Origin of the sequence: Rhizobium sp. P38BS-XIX, from assembly GCF_012641435.1 — a bacterium.
Classification (GTDB): Bacteria; Pseudomonadota; Alphaproteobacteria; order Rhizobiales; family Rhizobiaceae; genus Rhizobium.
Genome location: NZ_JABAIJ010000001.1, coordinates 355,405 through 373,160 on the forward strand (window position 1 = coordinate 355,405; position 17,756 = coordinate 373,160).

General features: G+C 59.2%; 19 protein-coding genes. 11 read left to right on the forward strand and 8 right to left on the reverse strand.

The window, feature by feature from the left end; all coding sequences use genetic code 11:
• Nucleotides 1-84: 84 nt before the first annotated feature.
• Together HGP17_RS01740 and HGP17_RS01745 are read right to left on the reverse strand one after the other, a co-directional pair.
• A complete protein-coding gene (locus HGP17_RS01740; protein ID WP_168805378.1) occupies nt 85-1,581 on the reverse strand; it encodes a replicative DNA helicase in 1,497 nt (498 codons plus the stop codon).
• A complete protein-coding gene (locus HGP17_RS01745) occupies nt 1,578-1,838 on the reverse strand; it encodes a hypothetical protein (RefSeq protein WP_168805380.1) in 261 nt (86 codons plus the stop codon). The genes HGP17_RS01740 and HGP17_RS01745 overlap by 4 nt, the downstream gene beginning before the upstream one ends.
• Nucleotides 1,839-1,929: 91 nt before the next feature.
• On the opposite strand from HGP17_RS01745, the gene HGP17_RS01750 reads away from it, so the two are divergent.
• The 3 genes from HGP17_RS01750 to HGP17_RS01760 all read left to right on the forward strand — a co-directional run bounded on the left by HGP17_RS01750 (nt 1,930) and on the right by HGP17_RS01760 (nt 5,113).
• Nucleotides 1,930-2,373: a MarR family transcriptional regulator gene (locus HGP17_RS01750; RefSeq protein WP_168805382.1), complete on the forward strand. Its 444-nt coding sequence runs from the start codon at nt 1,930-1,932 to the stop codon at nt 2,371-2,373.
• Between the two features lie 74 nt (nt 2,374-2,447).
• Nucleotides 2,448-4,028, forward strand: a complete 1,581-nt coding sequence (locus tag HGP17_RS01755) for an MFS transporter (RefSeq protein WP_205925831.1) — start codon at nt 2,448-2,450, stop codon at nt 4,026-4,028.
• 17 nt (nt 4,029-4,045) lie between these two features.
• On the forward strand, nt 4,046-5,113 hold the full coding sequence (locus tag HGP17_RS01760; RefSeq protein ID WP_168805386.1) for an HlyD family secretion protein: 1,068 nt from the start codon (nt 4,046-4,048) through the stop codon (nt 5,111-5,113).
• Between the two features lie 77 nt (nt 5,114-5,190).
• Here the strand turns inward: HGP17_RS01760 and rplI are convergent, their stop codons facing one another.
• The 4 genes from rplI to rpsF form a co-directional block, all read right to left on the reverse strand.
• Nucleotides 5,191-5,772, reverse strand: coding sequence for a 50S ribosomal protein L9 (gene rplI / locus HGP17_RS01765; RefSeq protein WP_168805388.1), 582 nt, complete (start codon nt 5,770-5,772; stop codon nt 5,191-5,193).
• 19 nt (nt 5,773-5,791) lie between these two features.
• Nucleotides 5,792-6,772: a DUF2232 domain-containing protein gene (locus HGP17_RS01770; protein ID WP_168805391.1), complete on the reverse strand. Its 981-nt coding sequence runs from the start codon at nt 6,770-6,772 to the stop codon at nt 5,792-5,794.
• 163 nt (nt 6,773-6,935) lie between these two features.
• On the reverse strand, nt 6,936-7,184 hold the full coding sequence (rpsR, locus tag HGP17_RS01775) for a 30S ribosomal protein S18 (protein ID WP_004122103.1): 249 nt from the start codon (nt 7,182-7,184) through the stop codon (nt 6,936-6,938).
• A gap of 12 nt (nt 7,185-7,196) precedes the next feature.
• Nucleotides 7,197-7,643: a 30S ribosomal protein S6 gene (rpsF, locus tag HGP17_RS01780; RefSeq protein WP_168805393.1), complete on the reverse strand. Its 447-nt coding sequence runs from the start codon at nt 7,641-7,643 to the stop codon at nt 7,197-7,199.
• A 387-nt stretch (nt 7,644-8,030) separates the two neighbouring features.
• On the opposite strand from rpsF, the gene HGP17_RS01785 reads away from it, so the two are divergent.
• The gene (locus HGP17_RS01785; protein ID WP_168805395.1) at nt 8,031-8,777 is read left to right on the forward strand and encodes a phosphoglycerate mutase family protein; all 747 of its coding nucleotides are present in this window, start codon (nt 8,031-8,033) and stop codon (nt 8,775-8,777) included.
• A gap of 89 nt (nt 8,778-8,866) precedes the next feature.
• Here the strand turns inward: HGP17_RS01785 and HGP17_RS01790 are convergent, their stop codons facing one another.
• Together HGP17_RS01790 and HGP17_RS01795 are read right to left on the reverse strand one after the other, a co-directional pair.
• On the reverse strand, nt 8,867-9,547 hold the full coding sequence (locus HGP17_RS01790) for a prolyl oligopeptidase family serine peptidase (protein WP_246703942.1): 681 nt from the start codon (nt 9,545-9,547) through the stop codon (nt 8,867-8,869).
• A gap of 201 nt (nt 9,548-9,748) precedes the next feature.
• Nucleotides 9,749-10,792 (reverse strand): aldo/keto reductase, encoded by a 1,044-nt coding sequence (locus HGP17_RS01795; RefSeq protein WP_168805399.1) that lies wholly within the window; start codon nt 10,790-10,792, stop codon nt 9,749-9,751.
• A gap of 195 nt (nt 10,793-10,987) precedes the next feature.
• On the opposite strand from HGP17_RS01795, the gene fabD reads away from it, so the two are divergent.
• From fabD to gmk, 7 genes are all read left to right on the forward strand, one after another.
• The gene (fabD, locus tag HGP17_RS01800; protein WP_168805401.1) at nt 10,988-11,932 is read left to right on the forward strand and encodes an ACP S-malonyltransferase; all 945 of its coding nucleotides are present in this window, start codon (nt 10,988-10,990) and stop codon (nt 11,930-11,932) included.
• A 25-nt stretch (nt 11,933-11,957) separates the two neighbouring features.
• Complete coding sequence (fabG, locus tag HGP17_RS01805) at nt 11,958-12,695, forward strand: 3-oxoacyl-[acyl-carrier-protein] reductase (RefSeq protein WP_168805403.1); 738 nt, start codon at nt 11,958-11,960, stop codon at nt 12,693-12,695.
• Nucleotides 12,696-12,982: 287 nt separating this feature from the next.
• A complete protein-coding gene (locus HGP17_RS01810) occupies nt 12,983-13,219 on the forward strand; it encodes an acyl carrier protein (protein WP_004122114.1) in 237 nt (78 codons plus the stop codon).
• A 113-nt stretch (nt 13,220-13,332) separates the two neighbouring features.
• Nucleotides 13,333-14,595 carry a beta-ketoacyl-ACP synthase II gene (gene fabF / locus HGP17_RS01815; protein WP_168805405.1) on the forward strand — a complete coding sequence of 421 codons (1,263 nt, stop codon included), beginning with the start codon at nt 13,333-13,335 and terminating at the stop codon, nt 14,593-14,595.
• 206 nt (nt 14,596-14,801) lie between these two features.
• Nucleotides 14,802-16,016 (forward strand): endolytic transglycosylase MltG, encoded by a 1,215-nt coding sequence (mltG, locus tag HGP17_RS01820; RefSeq protein ID WP_168805407.1) that lies wholly within the window; start codon nt 14,802-14,804, stop codon nt 16,014-16,016.
• Between the two features lie 109 nt (nt 16,017-16,125).
• Nucleotides 16,126-17,013, forward strand: coding sequence for a YicC/YloC family endoribonuclease (locus HGP17_RS01825; protein WP_168805409.1), 888 nt, complete (start codon nt 16,126-16,128; stop codon nt 17,011-17,013).
• A gap of 4 nt (nt 17,014-17,017) precedes the next feature.
• Nucleotides 17,018-17,680: a guanylate kinase gene (gene gmk, locus HGP17_RS01830; RefSeq protein ID WP_168805411.1), complete on the forward strand. Its 663-nt coding sequence runs from the start codon at nt 17,018-17,020 to the stop codon at nt 17,678-17,680.
• The last annotated feature ends 76 nt before the right edge of the window (nt 17,681-17,756 follow it).

The following is a 17,756-nucleotide window of genomic DNA, read 5'->3' on the forward strand; positions in this document are numbered from 1 at the left end:
GGGGTGTCGCTCCGGCCAAGGATAATGGTCATAGATGAAAAGAAAAAGTGTGGCGGCGCAGATATGCGTCGCCCATCGCTTTTATCAGTGCTCTTCGTATTGAAGGAACGAGGAGTCGGCGAGATCCGCGAAGCGGGTGAATTCCGACTGGAAGGCGAGTTTCACGGTACCGGTCGGCCCGTGACGCTGTTTGGCGATGATGACGTCGGCCGTACCCTTCACGCGGTCGAACAGGGCTTCCCATTCGCCGTACTTCGGATCGTTCGGGTCACGCGGCTCCTGGTTCTTGACGTAGTATTCCTCGCGGAACACGAAGAGTACCACGTCGGCGTCCTGCTCGATCGAGCCGGATTCACGAAGGTCCGATAGCTGCGGGCGCTTGTCGTCGCGGCTTTCGACGGCACGCGAGAGCTGGGAGAGCGCGATGATGGGAACGTTGAGTTCCTTGCCGAGCGCCTTCAGGCCCGTGGTGATCTGGGTGATTTCCTGCACACGGTTCTCGTTCGATTTGCCCGAGCCGGTCATCAGCTGAACGTAGTCGACCACCAGAACGTCGAGGCCGCGCTGGCGCTTCAGGCGTCGGGCACGCGCGGACAGCTGGGCGATCGAGATACCACCCGTCTGGTCGATAAAGAGCGGCACCTTCTGCATCATCATCGAGCATGCCACCAGCTTTTCGAAATCGGCGTCGTTGATATCGCCGCGACGGATCTTCGACGAGGAGACTTCCGTCTGCTCGGAGATGATACGCGTTGCGAGCTGTTCGGACGACATTTCGAGCGAGTAGAAGCCGACGACGCCGCCGTTCTTCGCTTTGGTGGAGCCATCCGCCTGCACCTCGCCTTCGAAGGCTGCTGCGATATTATAGGCAATGTTGGTGGCAAGCGAGGTCTTGCCCATGCCGGGACGGCCGGCAAGGATGATCAAGTCCGAGCGCTGCAGGCCGCCCATCTTGCTGTCGAGCGAGTGGATGCCGGTGGAAATGCCCGACAGGCCACCATCGCGCTCCTTGGCAACGGCGGCGAGATCGATGGCGAGCGCCACGGCATCGTTGAAAGCCTGGAAGCCGCCGTCGTAGCGACCGTTTTCGGCCAGTTCGAAGAGCCTGCGTTCGGTGTCCTCGATCTGCGTCTGCGGCGGCATGTCGAGCGGCGCGTCATAGGCGATATTGACCATGTCCTCGCCGATGGTGATCAGCGCGCGGCGTAGCGCCAGATCGTAGATGGCGCGGCCATAGTCTTCGGCATTGATGATCGAAACGGCTTCTACGGCCAGGCGTGCGAGGTATTGCGCCACCGTCATGTCGCCGACCTTGTCGTCGGCCGGCACGAAGCTCTTGATGGTGACGGGGTCCGCCTTCTTACCCATGCGAATGATATCGCCCGCGACTTCGAAAATCTTCCTGTGCAGCGGTTCATAAAGGTGGATCGGTTTCAGGAAGTCGGAGACGCGATAATAGGCATCGTTGTTGACGAGGATGGCGCCGAGAAGAGCCTGCTCCGCCTCAATATTATTCGGGGCTTCGCGATAGTGCTGTTCGGCGGGCGTAATAGCGGCAAGCTTGCGCGCAGCTTCGTTCATTTTCCATCTCTTCGTACTTTTGGAGTATCGAATGGTTTGCGACGATCCGATGTCATGGTCAACCACGCAATGCTCTGCTTTTCGCAAACGAGGGCAATTACGGCGACGCTATCAACGTTGTTCCACTCGTCCACAGGGCCAAGTTTCTGCCGCTTAAAAAATCCCTTGTCGCCACTTTGCAACGCTACGACCGACACACGAATCACGTAGGCAAGTTGTTCGTGGGGCATTTTAGCCGGGTATTTTGCTGTGCGCATCCGCCTGCTTGGCCATGATGCTTGAAAAGACGGGAAAATCCCGATAATGCCTATGAATAGGGTAGGATACTAATAGTATAAAGTTGCAATAATGTCCGGTGCGCCATCAAGACGTGAGCTTTTCGACGACCTTTCTTCGTTCAACCGCAAGCTGAGGGCGGCATTCGACGCCCTTGTTCGCGAGCACGGTATGACGCTTGCGCGCGCAAGGGTTTTTCACAAGCTCTCGCGCCGCGACGGGATCAATCAGCGGGAGCTCGCCGACGAGCTGGAACTTGAGACGCCGACCCTCGTGCGCATCCTCGATGCCATGGAGGCGCAAAGCTTCATTGAGCGTCGCGCGGTGCCATCGGATCGGCGCGCCAAGCAGATATTCATGACGGAATCGGGAAAAGTCGTCGCTGCGGAGGTCGAGGCTCTTGCCACAGGTGTGCGCGCAGATATCTTGGAAGGAATTTCGGATGAGGATGTTGGCATGGCGCTCAAGGTTATCCGCGCCATGACCGCCAATCTTCAAAATGTGGGCAAATCATGAGGTAGTGCATGAGCGGTCAGCCGGGTCCGGTGCCCACAGGGGAAACCAATGCAACCCCTGCTGCTCCGCCACCGATGCCTGGCTGGAAAGTGCCTCTCTATATCGCCGCCTCGGTCATGTTTTTTCTGACCCAGGGACTGGGTCTCAATCTCGCCTTCGCCAACCTGACCCAGATCCAGGGAACCATAGCGGCAACGACAACCGAGTCCGCCTGGCTCTCCGCCGCCTATATGGCGCCCAACGTCAGCCTTGCCATCGCTCTGGTAAAGATCCGCCTGCAATACGGGGTGCGCAATTTCGCCGAGGTCAGCATTCTCGGCTTCGTCGTGGCCTCGCTGCTCAATCTCTTCGTGTCCGATCTGCATTCGGCGATCGTGGTGCGCTTCCTGAGCGGCATTGCCGGTGCGCCGCTTTCGACGCTCGGTTTCCTCTATATGCTGGAAGCGTTCGAGCCGGCGAAGAAATTGACCGTCGGCGTCAGCCTTGCAATGACGAATACGCTGCTTGCCGCACCGATCACCCGTCTCGTGTCGCCCTCGCTGCTTGACTACGGCGAATGGCGCGGCCTCTACACGCTGGAGATGGCGCTGGCGCTGTTGGTCATGCCGATCATCTATCTGCTCCCGCTCACCCCGCCGCCGCGCGTCAAGGTCATCGTTCTGGGTGATATCTTCAGCTACCTGCTGGTGGCGATCGGTTTCGGCTGTCTGGCCGTAGTGCTGTCGGTCGGCCGACTCTATTGGTGGCTCGAAGTGCCCTGGCTCGGCGTCGTGCTGGCGATTGCGATTGCGTCCCTCACCGTGGCGATCGTCGTCGAGGTGAGGCGATCGACGCCGCTGATCGACGTTCGATGGCTGCTTCGGCCCGAGATCCTGCATCTGACGGCGATCCTGCTGATCTTTCGCCTGATCGCGGCCGAGCAAACCTCGGTTATCATGACGTTTTACCAGAACGCCGTCGGCCTGCTCTACGATCAGCTCTCGCTGCTCTATTGGATCATACTGGCCTTCTCGATCATCGGCGGGCTCATCTGCACGCTCTTCATGAGCTATGGCTTCAGCTGGCAGATCCAGTTCGTCGCTCTGATCCTCATGGGAACGGGCGCGCTGATGGATTCGCAGCTGACGAATCTGACGCGGCCGGAGCAGATGTATCTGAGCCAGGCATTGATGGCGGCCGGCGCCGCGCTTTTCCTGCCGCCATCCATGTCTGAAGGGTTCAAGGCGGCCATAACCAAGGGGCCGCCGTATCTGGTGACCTTCTTCGTCGTGTTTACCTTTACTCAGAGTGTCGGCGGCCTGATCGGTTCGGCGTTCTATGGCACGCTGATCACCATTCGCGAAAAATTTCATTCCGCCGTTCTGACCGAACGCGTGCTGTTGACGGATCCGCATGTGGCCGAGCGCGTCAGCCAGCTTTCATCGTCTTACGGCAAGGTGATCGGCGACAGCGCGATCTTGAAGGGCGAGGGGGTCGCACTGCTCGGCGCGCAGGTGAGCCGCGAAGCCAACATGCTTGCTTACGGCGACGCATTCCTCGTCGCTGCGCTCATCGCCTTTGCTTCGCTTGCCGCATTGTCACTGCATGTCTTTTACCGCTTCATCAAAGCTCGGCTCGCTGAAGATCGGCCGCAGCCCGTGGCGTCCAACCCGTGAGGATATGAAATAGCTCCATGTCGAGGCTCGTTCGCTCCCCCATCGAAGTTATCGCAGTTCTTGCCGGCATCGGCGGCGTCATGCTGGTGCTTTATGCCTGGCACCTGCCGCCGTTCAAAACTTCCGTCGAGACCACCGACGACGCCTACGTCAAAGGCTATGTCACGACGATCAGCCCGCAGGTGAGCGGCTATATCACCGGCGTCCCGATCAAGGACTACAAGCTCGTCAAGCAGGGCGACGTGCTGGCCCAGATCGATGACCGCATCTATCGGCAGAAGGTCGCGCAGGCGCATGCCACACTGGATGGGCAGAAGGCGGCGCTCGCCAATTCACAGCAACAGGAGCAGGCGGCCAAGGCCGGCATCGTCTCCAGCCAGGCGCAGATCGACAGCGCCAACGCCGCACTCAAGCGCGCTCAGCTTGCCGCAGATCGCGTGACGACGCTGGTCTCCAAGGGTGTCTCGACGACGAGCGATTCCGAGCAGGCGCAGGCAACGCTGCAACAGGCGCAGGCCGCCCTCAATCAGGCAAAGGCCGGCCTGGATGTATCCGAGCAGAACCTGACGACCATCATCGTCAATCGCGCTTCGCTCGAGGCCGGCGTCAGCGGCGCGCAGGCTGCCGTTCAGCTTGCCGATATCGATCTCAAGAACACGACGATTATCGCGCCGCAGGACGGGCGGGTGGGCGAAGTCGGTGTCCGGCTCGGCCAATATGTCACGGCCGGCACACAGCTAATGGGACTGGTGCCGAAGGATATCTGGGTGATCGCCAATTTCAAGGAAACGCAGCTCGATGGCATGAAGCTTGACCAGCCGGTCACCATCTCCGTCGATGCGCTCGGGCATCGCAAGATCAAGGGGCGCATTCAGCGCTTTTCGCCGGCGGCCGGTTCTGAATTCGCCGTCATTAAACCAGACAATGCGACCGGCAACTTTACGAAGGTAGCGCAACGCATCGGGGTTCGGGTGAAGATCGAGCCGAACCAGCCTCTGGTGGACCAGTTGGCTCCCGGCATGTCCGTGGTCGTTTCGATCGACAAGGACTCTGCGCCCATGCCGGAACCCGACGCTAACGATTGATCCAGTGTGCAATTGTGCCAAAAGAAAAGCCCGGATCGTCTGATCCGGGCTTTCGCGTTCCAGCAATCGGCTGAAAATTATGCGTCGTCGTCTTCGGCGTTGCCGTCAGCTTCCGGATCGAAGAAGTCTTCCGGACGCAGGGCGTCTTCGTCGACGCCATAGATGGCGTCAGCGGAGGTGAGGGTTTCGCCCTTGGACTGACGTTCTGCTTCTTCAGCCGAACGGGCAACGTTGAGCTCGACGCTGATTTCGACTTCAGCGTGAAGGCCGATGGCAACCTGATGCAGGCCGATAGCCTTGATCGGGGTGTTCATGTGAACCTGGCTGCGGCCGATGTTAAAGCCTTCTGCAGCGAGGATTTCAACGACGTCACGAGCTGCGACCGAACCGTAGAGCTGGCCGGTTTCGCCAGCCGAGCGAACGACGATGAACGACTTGCCGCCGAGAACGTCTGCAACCTTCTGGGCTTCGCTTTTGCGCTCGAGGTTACGAGCTTCGAGCGTTGCGCGCTCGGCTTCGAAACGAGCCTTGTTGGCGGCATTGGCGCGCAGCGCCTTGCCGAGCGGCAGCAGGTAGTTGCGAGCAAAGCCGTCGCGAACCTTTACGGTTTCGCCCATCTGGCCGAGCTTGGAGATGCGTTCAAGAAGAATGACTTCCATGTTTCTATTCCTTTCGATGTCAGATTTTCGTGTCTGTTGGTTTGGATGTATCGGCATTCTTGTTCGGGGTCAGCGATATCGCCTTGCGGGTATCGTAGAGGCCGAGAACAAGGATGATGAAGAGTGGTAGCGTCAGGAAGAACGAGACCAGATAGCAGACGACCAGGATAAGGATGCGCCAGTCGTTGCCCCGCGTTCTGTAGTGCAGGGATGCGAAGCCGGAAGCAATGAAGCCTGCGCCGAATGCGCCGAGGACGGCGGCAGCGATCAGGCCAATCACTCCACCAAGGAAGATGGCGACGATTGCCACGAGAAAGACGAAGATCGCGTTGCGGTTCATGCGCAGCGATGAGGGGATATCTTCACGCGGGCGCAGATTGTGCTTTGAGGCGGCAACGACGCGGATCGCGACATAATAGGCTGCGAGCAACATCAAAACCCAGATCATGCCCCAGGCGATCGGGATCGTGTACAGCATCAGCGACTTCATCTTCGTGATCGCAACCGGATCGAGCTGAATATCGGGTGACTGCTGATTTACGGCGCTGATGTAGGCATCGACAACCTGGCCGACCAGATCCGCATTATAGCCCATCACCGCACCGGCAATGACGACCATCACGGCGGTCAGGCCACAGAGATGCAGCATGATGTCGGAGAGCGGATACCATGCCATCAGGTGATCCGGGCCACCCAGCTCGGAGGCCGGACGCGCAAGATTGGCAAGATGGCTAAGCCATGCCGGGATCAGAGTGAGGACGACTGTAAAGATGCCGAAATAGAACGATTGCCAGACCGTGCCGATGATGCCGGCCACCACGACTGCCGTAATGACAGCCATGTTGCCCCAGCCAAGGCCAACAATCAGGATCGGAAGAAGGGAAAGAGCGCCGAACAGGATGAACATGAACGGCTGCACCGTCGCGCCATACACGAGTAAGGCGGCGGTCAGTCCGGCGAGCGCGCCGATGCCAAGCTCTTTTGCGTTCAACTGTTTCACGTCGCTGTCCTGCTTCGTATCGAGCAGTTAGAGGATGCTTTCGGCACTTTGGCCTCAAAGTCGTCCCCAACATGGGTTTTCTGGTTCCGATCCGCGCCCATCGCGAAAGGGAGAAGGGAAGGCATTGCTGCCTTCCCTCAGATTCATTCTGCGTCTGTCGCTATTAAGCGACGACGTAAGGCAGCAGGCCGAGGAAACGGGCGCGCTTGATCGCCTGAGCGAGTTCGCGCTGCTTCTTCTGGGAAACGGCCGTGATGCGGGAAGGAACGATCTTGCCGCGCTCGGAAATGTAGCGCTGCAGGAGACGAACGTCCTTGTAGTCGATGCGCGGCGCATTCGCACCCGAGAACGGGCAGGTCTTGCGGCGGCGATGGAACGGACGGCGGACCGGTGCGGAGGAAACTTCAGACATTCTCAAATCTCCTTATGCACGGTCTTCGCGCGGACGGCGCGGACGGTCTTCGCGGTCACCACGATCCGGACGCGGACCACGATCGCCGAAGCTGCGCTCCGGACGGTCGCCATCGCGGCGCGGACGGTCGTCACGGTCGCGCTTCTGCATCATGGCAGACGGGCCATCTTCGTGCTTTTCAACAGCGATCGTCATGTAACGCAGGACGTCTTCGCTGATGCGCATCTGACGTTCCATTTCCTGGATCGCAGCGGCCGGTGCTTCGATGTCCATCAGGGCGTAATGAGCCTTGCGGTTCTTCTTGATGCGGTAGGTGAGGGACTTGAGGCCCCAGTTCTCGATACGCCCGACTTTACCGCCGTTAGCTTCGATAACACCCTTGTACTGTTCTACGAGGGCGTCGACCTGCTGCGCGGAAATATCCTGTCGGGCAAGGAATACATGTTCGTAAAGAGCCATGGATAGCTTTGCCTTTCTTGCGTTGGTCTGAACCCGATATTCGGCGGCTAAGCCTCAACGACTGCTCCTGAGAGGGTAAACCCAAGCAAGAAAAGCGTTTCCGAGACGGTCGAGAGCGGAGACACGGGAGGCTGGAACGCTTCCGTTCCGAACGATTCCCTTGCGGGAACCGGCCCTCCGTTCAGCCACCAGCCAGAAGACCGGGTTGCGAACAGGGCGGCTTATACGGATTTTTCTCAGAAAGGCAAGGGGAGCCCGAGCAATTGCCTTAGTTCTATGACTGGGGACGATGGCCTGCAGCAAATCGCGAGCGCCGATGCTTATGAGATTGCGTGGCTCGCGCTCTCCCATATGATACGTGACCAGTGGCAGCAATATGGATTGTTCATGCGCATTTTCCTCGTCCGGCACGGCGAATCCCTCGGCAATATCGACGATCGGGCCTACCAACAGTTCGGCGATCACAACGTACCGCTGACCGAATGGGGACATCGCCAGGTGCTGCAGGCCGGGCAGGCGATCGCAACCTATCTGAAGGCGTTGCCGAGCGCCGACCTGCGCAAGCTCAATGTCTGGTATTCGCCATTCCTGAGAACGCGGCAGAGCAAGGATATTTTGCTGGAGGTTCTGCCGGCGGAGTTCATCGACGATGTGCGGGAAGACTATCTGCTGCGCGAACAGGATTTCGGCCTCTTCACCGAAATCTATGATCACGCCGAACAGCGGCGGAAGTTCCCTGACGAGTTCGAGAAGTGGGCGAGGCTGCGCAACAACAACGGCAAGTTCTATGCGCGTCCGCCGGATGGAGAAAGCCGCGCCGACGTTGCCCAGCGCGTCCGCCTATTTCTGCAAACGGTCATGCGCGAATCCGAGGATGGAAAGAACAATACGATCATCGTTGGCCATGGCGTGACCAATCGGGCCTTCGAGATGAATTTCCTGCATCACCCTGTCGAGTGGTTCGAGCGATCGGACAATCCCGGCAATGCCGATGTTACGTTGATCGAGGGGCGCAGCTCGGAAGATTACAGATCGACCTTGCTGCACAAGTCCGTGGACCGCTTACAGGGGCAGGAGGAGTTGAAGGAGGCTTACGGCACCGAGCTGACGGTCTTGCCGAAGACGACCAATTAGCCGGAGTTTACGGCGGGAAATTTCATCGGACGCCCTCTGTCATCCGAAGTTGGCCGCAAAAGCGGATCGCCGTTTTGCCAGTCTGAACCTCAAACATCCGGTCGACCGCTGTTTTCGACAAGATTGCCCAGATAGAGATCGAGATGGTCCTTCCACAGGGCCGGCTTGAACAGCAAAGCGTGGCCAGCGTTGGCCGCAACGAATTTCCCTTGCCCTCCGGCTGATAGGAATGTCTCAAAATTTCTGCGGCAATGCTCCATTCGATAATATTGGTCCCGGGTGCCATGCAGCCAAAGCGTCGGGATTGCAGCCGATGCGCCCCGCGCAAAGATCGTCGGGTTTACGCTCTCATAATTGACACAGCCGCGACCTAGCCATCCGCCGTTGAAGTTGACGGCGCCGCGGAAGACCCCCGGGCGCATGCCCGCATATGCTATCGACAGGATGCCGCCGCGCGAAACGCCACCGATGGCAAGTTGTGTCGGATCCACATCTGGGTGGTCGCGCAGGTGGCCGACGACCGCATCCAGATCTTCAATGGCCCGCTCGAAGCCCGCAAGCGCGACCTCAACGTCGCAGGAATAGCCGGAGCCGTCCGGAGCAAGTCCTTCTCCGTAATGACCGCCCGATTTCCCTCTGCCCCGTCGCTGCGGAAACAGGATCATCCAGCCCCTTTCAACGAAATAGTCTCCGACGACAGTCGGAGACCATGTTCTTGAATAGAGCGATTTGTTCTGTCCACGGCCCGTAGAGCCGTGGTTGAAGATCATGGTTGGATACGGTCCCGGATGCAGGGGCTTTGCGACAACAATTTCCAACCGTGCATCGGCCTCTGGTGAGGGTATGAAAAACCTCTCATACTTCACAGGATTTGCCTCGACTAGCCTTGCGCCCCGCGTATCGAGGATTGCTTTAAGGCGGATTTTGCAACCTTCCGCAAAAATCGCAAGCTGACTTCGAGGCTTCCGGCCTTACATCGGCATTGGATATTTCCGGTGAACCTGCTCGATCTCGGCCAAAACTTCGTCCGGCAGCGTCACGTATACCGCGGCGATATCGGTTTCGAGCTGAGCTGCCGTCGTGGCGCCGATGATGACGGAGGCCATGAAGGGCTTGGTAAGGCAGTAGGCAAGCGCCAGTTTCGACGGATCGATGCCGTGCTTGGCAGCAATTTCGAGATAGGCCTTGACCGGCGGCTCCTGCAGCGGCTGAAGGCGGCCGCCGATGTCCAGGTTGATCGAGCCGCGCGAGCCGGCCGGCCGCGCGCCGCCGACATACTTACCCGTGAGGATGCCGCCGGCGAGCGGCGAATAGGCGAGTAGCCCGACATCCTCGTGATGCGACAGTTCTGCCAGATCGAGATCGAAATGCCGGTAGAGCAAGTTATACTCGTTCTGCGTGGTGGCGACGCGCGGCAAACCCTTTTGCTCGGAGATCGTCAGATACTTCTGGATGCCCCAGGTCGTCTCGTTCGAGAGGCCGATGGCGCGAATTTTGCCGGCCTTCACCAGCTCTCCCATCGTCTCCAGGATTTCCGTGATATCGGCGACGGCCTTCTCGCGATCCTGCGTGAACGGGTTGTAATGCCAGTTCTGGCGGAAATGGAAATGGCCGCGGTTCGGCCAGTGAACCTGATAGAGATCGATGTAATCGGTCTTCAGCCGCTTGAGGCTGGCGTCGACGGCCGCATTGATATTGGCGGCATCAGGGCCCTGGCCACCACGAAGATAGTCGCGGCCAGGGCCAGCGACCTTGGTCGCGAGCACGACGTCGTTACGCTTGCCGGTCTTTTCGAACCATGTTCCGATGTACTCTTCGGTGCGGCCTTGCGTCTCGGGACCGACGGGCGTCGTTGGATACATTTCGGCGGTGTCGAAGAAATTGACGCCCTTGTGGAGGGCATAATCCATCTGCTCATGGGCTTCGGCTTCGCTGTTTTGTGTGCCCCAGGTCATCGTGCCGAGGCAAATCTCGGAAACGGAAATGTCGGTGCGGCCTAAACTCTTATATTTCATGGGAAAACCTTGGGGGCTGGGAGAAAGTAAAAATTGCAAAGGTCGCGCAAATTTAGGCGGGAACTGAGCAAGCGCAAGAGGAAAATCAATTTGTTTCGCAGGCGCAAAAGCCTGTGGCTCCAGGGGCTGCGCTATTGACTCCGCCGCAAACAATGTCATTGGGGAGCGAAACGACCCCCAAAAGGACGCTTTAAAATGACCATTGCTTTCACATTTCCCGGCCAGGGTAGCCAGGCCGTTGGCATGGGCAAGGATCTTGCCGACAATTTCGCCGAGGCGCGTGCCGTCTTCGAAGAAGTCGATGAAGCGCTCGGTGAAAAGCTCTCCGACGTCATCTTCAACGGCCCGGAAGAGACGCTGACCCTGACGGCCAATGCGCAGCCCGCGCTGATGGCTGTATCAATGGCAGTCATCCGTGTGCTGCAGGCCCGCGGCCTCGATCTGAAGAGCAAGGTCGCCTATGTCGCCGGCCATTCGCTCGGCGAATATTCCGCTCTCTGTGCTGCTGGCACCTTCTCGCTCGCCGATACGGCACGCCTGCTGCGCATTCGCGGCAACGCGATGCAGGCCGCGGTTCCCGTCGGTGTCGGCGCCATGGCGGCGATCATCGGTCTGGAGCATGCCGACGTCATCGCCGTCTGCGCCGAGGCTTCCGCGCTCGGAGCCTGCCAGATCGCCAACGACAATGGCGGCGGTCAGATCGTCATTTCCGGTGAGAAGGCGCCTGTCGAGAAGGCTGCGGAGCTTGCGACCGGCAAGGGTGCCAAGCGCGCCATTTTGCTGCCGGTCTCCGCTCCCTTCCATTCCTCCTTGATGGCTCCGGCCGCCGACGCGATGCGTGAGGCGCTTGCCGGGGTTGCCAAGTCCAATCCGGTCGTGCCTGTCATCGCCAATGTCCGTGCTGCTCCTGTTACGGATGCCGAAGAGATCGCCAAGCTTCTCGTGGAGCAGGTGACCGGCCAGGTGCGCTGGCGCGAAACGGTCGAATGGTTTGCCGCCAACAATGTGACAACATTGTATGAAATTGGCGCGGGCAAGGTGCTGACGGGTCTCGCCCGCCGCATCGACAAGTCGGTGAATGGCATTGCCGTCAACAACGCTGCCGACATCGACACCGCGCTCGCCGCATTGCTCGGCTGATAAGTTTAAGGAACGAGGGACAAACATGCTTGATTTGACCGGCCGCAAGGCCCTGGTAACCGGTGCATCCGGTGGCATCGGCGAAGAAATTGCCCGGCTCCTGCACAAGCAGGGTGCCGTCGTCGGCCTGCACGGCACGCGCGTTGAAAAGCTCGAGGCGCTGGCCTCCGAACTCGGCGATCGCGTCAAGATCTTTGCGGCCAACCTGTCGGACCGCGACGAGGTGAAGGCGCTCGGTGCCAAGGCCGAAGAAGAACTCGGCGGCGTCGACATTCTCGTGAACAATGCCGGCATCACCAAGGACGGCCTGTTCGTGCGCATGAGCGACGAAGACTGGGATGCTGTGCTCGAAGTCAACCTGACGGCCGTCTTCCGTCTGACGCGCGAACTCACCCATCCGATGATGCGCCGCCGCTACGGCCGCATCATCAACATCACCTCGGTCGTTGGCGTCACCGGAAATCCGGGTCAGGCAAACTACTGCGCTTCCAAGGCCGGCATGATTGGCTTTACCAAGTCGCTGGCGCAGGAAATCGCCACCCGCAACGTCACGGTCAACTGCGTTGCCCCCGGCTTCATCGAAAGCGCGATGACGGGCAAGCTGAACGACAAGCAGAAGGAAGCCATCATGGGCGCCATCCCCATGAAGCGCATGGGCAACGGCGCGGAAGTTGCTTCCGCAGTGGCCTACTTGGCGTCTTCGGAAGCCAGCTACGTGACGGGGCAGACCATCCACGTCAACGGCGGCATGGCGATGATCTAATGGAATTGCTGTTGGAGGGAACTTTCGCTCCAATAGCATGTTGAGCAACCCGGAGCCGGCTATTTTCTGGCTTTGCGACGGACTTAAACCGTGTTAAGCGGGCCATGACTGTGAACAGTCGTCCGGAAAATGCAGACGGACTGGGCCGCATTCATGGCGCCGGACCGGATCTCAATGCCGGGTTGCACGGGTTTGCCAGTGGCTTCAGGATTGATGCTGCAGGTTTTGAATTAGGGTAGGGATGTCACAAGGCATTCTGATCAGGACATAAGGTCGAGGAAACCGACATGAGCGATATCGCAGAACGCGTAAAGAAAATTGTTGTTGATCATCTTGGCGTTGACGCCGACAAGGTTGTTGAAAGCGCAAGCTTCATCGACGATCTGGGTGCGGACTCGCTCGACACCGTCGAACTGGTCATGGCCTTCGAAGAAGAATTCGGCGTTGAAATCCCGGACGACGCTGCTGACTCGATCCTGACGGTCGGCGACGCTGTAAAGTTCATTGAAAAGGCTCAGGCCTAATCCTTTGCGCTTTTTGAGGGGGCGGGCTGAAGAGTCCGCCCTATTTCGTCCGGCAAGGTCGGGCGACCTATTGTTATACGCATATCATCATAAAAAGACGGGGTCTGCGGGCGATGAGACGTGTCGTTATCACGGGTACCGGCATGGTATCACCTTTGGGCTGTGGCACTGAGGTGTCCTGGTCGCGCTTGATCGCCGGCCACAATGGCGCACGCCTCGTGACGGAGTTCGAGGTCGAAGACCTCCCGGCAAAGATCGCTTGCCGCATTCCGGTCGGCGACGGCACCGACGGCACTTTCAATGCCGACGACTGGATGGAGCCGAAGGAACAGCGCAAGGTCGATCCGTTCATCATCTATGGCATGGCCGCCGCCGATATGGCACTGGCGGACGCCGGATGGCACCCCGCAACGGACGAGGATCAGATCGCGACCGGCGTCATGATCGGCTCCGGCATCGGCGGCCTCGAAGGGATCGTTGAAGCCGGCTATACGTTGCGCGACAAGGGTCCTCGCCGTATTTCTCCCTTCTTCATTCCAGGCCGCCTCATCAATCTCGTCTCCGGCCAGGTATCCATCCGCCACAAGCTGCGCGGCCCGAACCATGCCGTTGTCACCGCATGCTCGACCGGCGCGCACGCCATCGGCGACGCTGCCCGCCTGATCATGCTTGGTGATGCCGACGTCATGGTAGCGGGCGGCGCCGAAGCTCCAGTCTGCCGCATCTCGCTGGCCGGCTTTGCCGCCTGCAAGGCGCTGTCGACAGACTACAACGACAATCCGCAGAAGGCTTCGCGCCCCTATGACCGCGATCGCGACGGCTTTGTCATGGGCGAGGGCGCCGGCATCGTCGTTCTCGAAGAGCTGGACCATGCCAGGGCACGCGGCGCCAAGATCTACGCCGAAGTCGTTGGCTACGGCCTTTCCGGCGACGCTCATCATATTACTGCGCCGGCCGAAGATGGTGATGGCGCATTCCGTTGCATGACTTCGGCCTTGAAGCGTGCCGGACTGACGCCTGATGATGTCGACTACATCAACGCGCACGGCACCTCGACCATGGCCGATACGATCGAACTCGGCGCCGTCGAGCGATTGGTCGGCAACGCAGCAGCGAAGATCTCGATGTCCTCCACGAAGTCGGCCACCGGCCATCTTCTTGGCGCTGCGGGCGCGATCGAGGCGATCTTCGCCACGCTCGCCATTCGCGACAATATCGCGCCGCCGACGCTCAATTTGGACAATCCGGAGCGCGAAACCGCCATCGATCTGGTTCCGCACACGGCTCGCAAGCGCGAAATCAACGTCGCACTGTCGAACTCCTTCGGATTTGGCGGCACGAACGCATCGCTTGTCCTGCGTCGTTTTGAGGCTTAATAACAGCGCGTAATCGTCGAGGCGGGGGTGCCTTTGGCAGTCCCGCTCAAAGTCCTTGATAGCTGCTGCGCCTGCCTCTCGGGAACATGGTGCGGAATGCCTGATCGGTCGAAGGCGGAGCCTGGGTTCCGCCTTATCTTCTGAACCTGTTTTTTGCCGCATTGCTTGGCCAAAGAGCAGGCAATGACAAAAGGGAAGGATTGCCGGTGAGCGATACGAACCAGAGCAACGGAACTCCGAACGGGCAGAAAGGACCGATTATCCCGAAATCGGCCAATGAAGCCTTGCGTCCGGAGCGTGTTCCGGATCCGCCCAAGCGTTCGCGCAAAGCTCGCAGTCAGATGGTCATCTTCCTGAACTTCCTGATGACGCTTGTCGTTTTCGTCGTCATTGCGGCCGTTGCAGGGACCTATTACGCCTTTTCGATCTATCAAAGCCCAGGCCCGCTGACGACCAACACGAATTTCATCGTGCGCAGTGGCGCCGGACTGAACGAAATCGCCAATCGCCTGGAATCCAACAATATCATCACCGACCAGCGGATCTTCCGCTGGATTACCGCAACGCAGCTGCGTAACAACGAAACGCTGCGGACCGGTGAGTATGAGATCAAGGCTGGCGCCTCCATGAAGGACATCATGGAGCTGCTGAAATCGGGCAAATCCATCCTTTACTCCGTAACCTTGCCTGAAGGGCTGACGGTTCGACAGATCTTCAACAAGCTGCAGGCCGACACGGTGCTGGAAGGCGATCTGCCCTCCGCGTTGCCGCCGGAAGGCAGCCTGCGGCCGGATACCTACAAGTTCACGCGTGGCACCAAGCGCACGGAAATCGTGGAACAAATGGCGGCGGCGCAGACGAAGGTGGTCGATCAGATCTGGGAGAAGCGCGATCAGAGCGTCCAGCTGGCCAACAAGCAGGACTTCATCACGCTGGCGTCGATCGTCGAAAAGGAAACCGGCCAGGCGGACGAGCGCGCTCACGTCGCTTCCGTCTTCCTCAATCGCCTTGGCAAGGGGATGCGCCTGCAATCCGATCCGACCATCATCTATGGTCTTTTCGGTGGCGAAGGGAAGCCGTCGGATCGTCCGATCTATCAGTCGGACCTGAAGAAGGAAACGCCCTACAATACCTACATCATCAAGGGTTTGCCCCCGACGCCGATCGCCAATCCCGGCAAGGATGCGCTTGAGGCGGTCGCCAATCCCTGGAAGACACAGGACCTCTACTTCGTCGCCGACGGTACGGGCGGCCATGTGTTTGCCGCGACGCTGGAAGAGCACAATGCCAACGTCAAGCGCTGGCGCAAACTGGTTGCCGAAAAGGGTGAAGATCCAAGCGCTATTGCCGTGGATGGCCAGCCCGACGATGGGACGACGGCACCTGGCTCCGGCACGCAGCAAAAGAAGAAAACCAACTGATCCTTGTTGCGCCATGGCTTCCACGAACCCTTGGCGCGGTTTCACTTTACATTGATCCTCATTCCGATGATTTTCGATGGATTGGGGATGGGAATAATCGGAGGCTTGCATGGTATTGCAGTCCATGACCGGCTTTGCCCGGCGTGAGGGAACGAGCGGGCGCGGTCGCTGGGCGTGGGAATTGCGGTCAGTCAACGGCAAGGGGCTGGATGTCCGTCTGCGCCTGCCACAAGGGCTTGAACGCACTGAAACAGATGTGCGCAAGCTGATCTCAGATCGGTTTTCTCGTGGGAATCTCCAGGTTAGCCTGTCGCTTGCCGTTGAAGACAGTCGCGTCGAGGTCGTCGTGAACCAGGATGCGCTGGCGGCCGTGCTGGCATTGCGTGATCAGTTGACAGGTATCGTCGATCCCGCGCCGCTGAGGCTTGATAGCCTCATGGCGGTTCGCGGCCTTGTCGAATTCAAGGAAGCCGAGGAAAGTGAAGAGGCGCTTGCCAAGCGTGATATCGACATAATGGCGGGCCTGACGGCTGCTCTTGCCGATCTTCGTGAGATGAGAGGCAGGGAGGGCGACGCGCTCGGCCAGATCCTGCTAGGCCATGTCGCCACGATAGAGGGTCTGACGGCAACCATTGAGCGCGATCCCTCACGTTCGCCGCAGGAGATTGCGACACGCCTGGCGGCACAGGTAGCCATGCTGATCGACGGATCGTCCGGTCTCGATCGTGACAGGCTGCATGCTGAGGCGGCTCTACTGGCCACCAAGGCCGATCTCCGCGAGGAAATCGATCGGCTGAAGGCGCATGTCGCGGCAGCGAGAGAGCTGATTTCCAAGGGTGGCCCAGTCGGCCGCAAGCTCGATTTTCTTGCACAGGAATTTAACCGGGAATCGAATACCATCTGTTCGAAATCGAATGCCGCAGCGGTCACAGCCGCCGGTATCGAGCTGAAAGTCGTTATCGACCAGTTCCGCGAACAGGTCCAGAATTTGGAGTAGGGCCATGAAGCCGGCGACATCAACATCCGTTCCGATTGCCCGCCGGGGGCTGATGCTAGCGATCTCCTCGCCATCGGGCGCAGGCAAATCGACAATAGCGCGCACCCTGTTGGACAAGGACAAGCAGGTCAGCCTTTCGGTAAGTGTCACCACCCGGCAGCGCCGGCCGAGCGAAATCGAAGGCGTGCATTATCATTTCGTCTCGCATCGCGAATTCGAGCGTCTTCGCGATTCCGACTCGCTGCTCGAATGGGCTGAGGTCCACGGCAATTTCTACGGCACGCCGCGCGAGCCGGTGGAAACCGCGATGGCCGAAGGCCGCGACATGCTTTTCGATATTGATTGGCAGGGTGCCCAGCAGCTTCAGGAAAAGATGCCCGCCGATGTCGTTTCCATTTTCGTACTGCCGCCAACCATGACCGAATTGCAGTCGCGCCTGCATCGCCGTGCCGAAGATTCCGAAGAGGTCATCGCCATGCGGCTTGCCAATTCCCGCGCCGAGATCGGCCACTGGCGCGAGTATGATTACGTCATCGTCAATGACGATCTGAACGTCGCTTTCGATGCGGTGCAGTCGATCGTGAAGGCCGAGCGCCTGCGCCGCGACCGCAGACACGGGATGTTCGATTTCGTTCGGGATTTGCTCGAAGAGACACCGAAGCTCTAAAGCGCGTCGCGCAAAGCTTCTAGCGGTCTTGCGATGCGCCTTGCAGAAGATCAGGGATGTCATCGTCTGGATCGCC

Coding starts and splice junctions, on each gene's coding strand:
- HGP17_RS01785 (WP_168805395.1), top strand. CDS start 8,031: ATGCGCATTTTCCTCGTCCGGCACGGCGAATCCCTCGGCAATATCGAC.
- HGP17_RS01760 (WP_168805386.1), top strand. CDS start 4,046: ATGTCGAGGCTCGTTCGCTCCCCCATCGAAGTTATCGCAGTTCTTGCC.
- fabD (WP_168805401.1), top strand. CDS start 10,988: ATGACCATTGCTTTCACATTTCCCGGCCAGGGTAGCCAGGCCGTTGGC.
- HGP17_RS01810 (WP_004122114.1), top strand. CDS start 12,983: ATGAGCGATATCGCAGAACGCGTAAAGAAAATTGTTGTTGATCATCTT.
- gmk (WP_168805411.1), top strand. CDS start 17,018: ATGAAGCCGGCGACATCAACATCCGTTCCGATTGCCCGCCGGGGGCTG.
- HGP17_RS01740 (WP_168805378.1), bottom strand. CDS start 1,581: ATGAACGAAGCTGCGCGCAAGCTTGCCGCTATTACGCCCGCCGAACAG.
- HGP17_RS01745 (WP_168805380.1), bottom strand. CDS start 1,838: ATGCGCACAGCAAAATACCCGGCTAAAATGCCCCACGAACAACTTGCC.
- fabF (WP_168805405.1), top strand. CDS start 13,333: ATGAGACGTGTCGTTATCACGGGTACCGGCATGGTATCACCTTTGGGC.
- fabG (WP_168805403.1), top strand. CDS start 11,958: ATGCTTGATTTGACCGGCCGCAAGGCCCTGGTAACCGGTGCATCCGGT.
- HGP17_RS01795 (WP_168805399.1), bottom strand. CDS start 10,792: ATGAAATATAAGAGTTTAGGCCGCACCGACATTTCCGTTTCCGAGATT.
- rpsR (WP_004122103.1), bottom strand. CDS start 7,184: ATGTCTGAAGTTTCCTCCGCACCGGTCCGCCGTCCGTTCCATCGCCGC.
- rpsF (WP_168805393.1), bottom strand. CDS start 7,643: ATGGCTCTTTACGAACATGTATTCCTTGCCCGACAGGATATTTCCGCG.
- rplI (WP_168805388.1), bottom strand. CDS start 5,772: ATGGAAGTCATTCTTCTTGAACGCATCTCCAAGCTCGGCCAGATGGGC.
- HGP17_RS01750 (WP_168805382.1), top strand. CDS start 1,930: ATGTCCGGTGCGCCATCAAGACGTGAGCTTTTCGACGACCTTTCTTCG.
- HGP17_RS01825 (WP_168805409.1), top strand. CDS start 16,126: ATGGTATTGCAGTCCATGACCGGCTTTGCCCGGCGTGAGGGAACGAGC.
- HGP17_RS01790 (WP_246703942.1), bottom strand. CDS start 9,547: ATGATCTTCAACCACGGCTCTACGGGCCGTGGACAGAACAAATCGCTC.
- HGP17_RS01755 (WP_205925831.1), top strand. CDS start 2,448: ATGCCTGGCTGGAAAGTGCCTCTCTATATCGCCGCCTCGGTCATGTTT.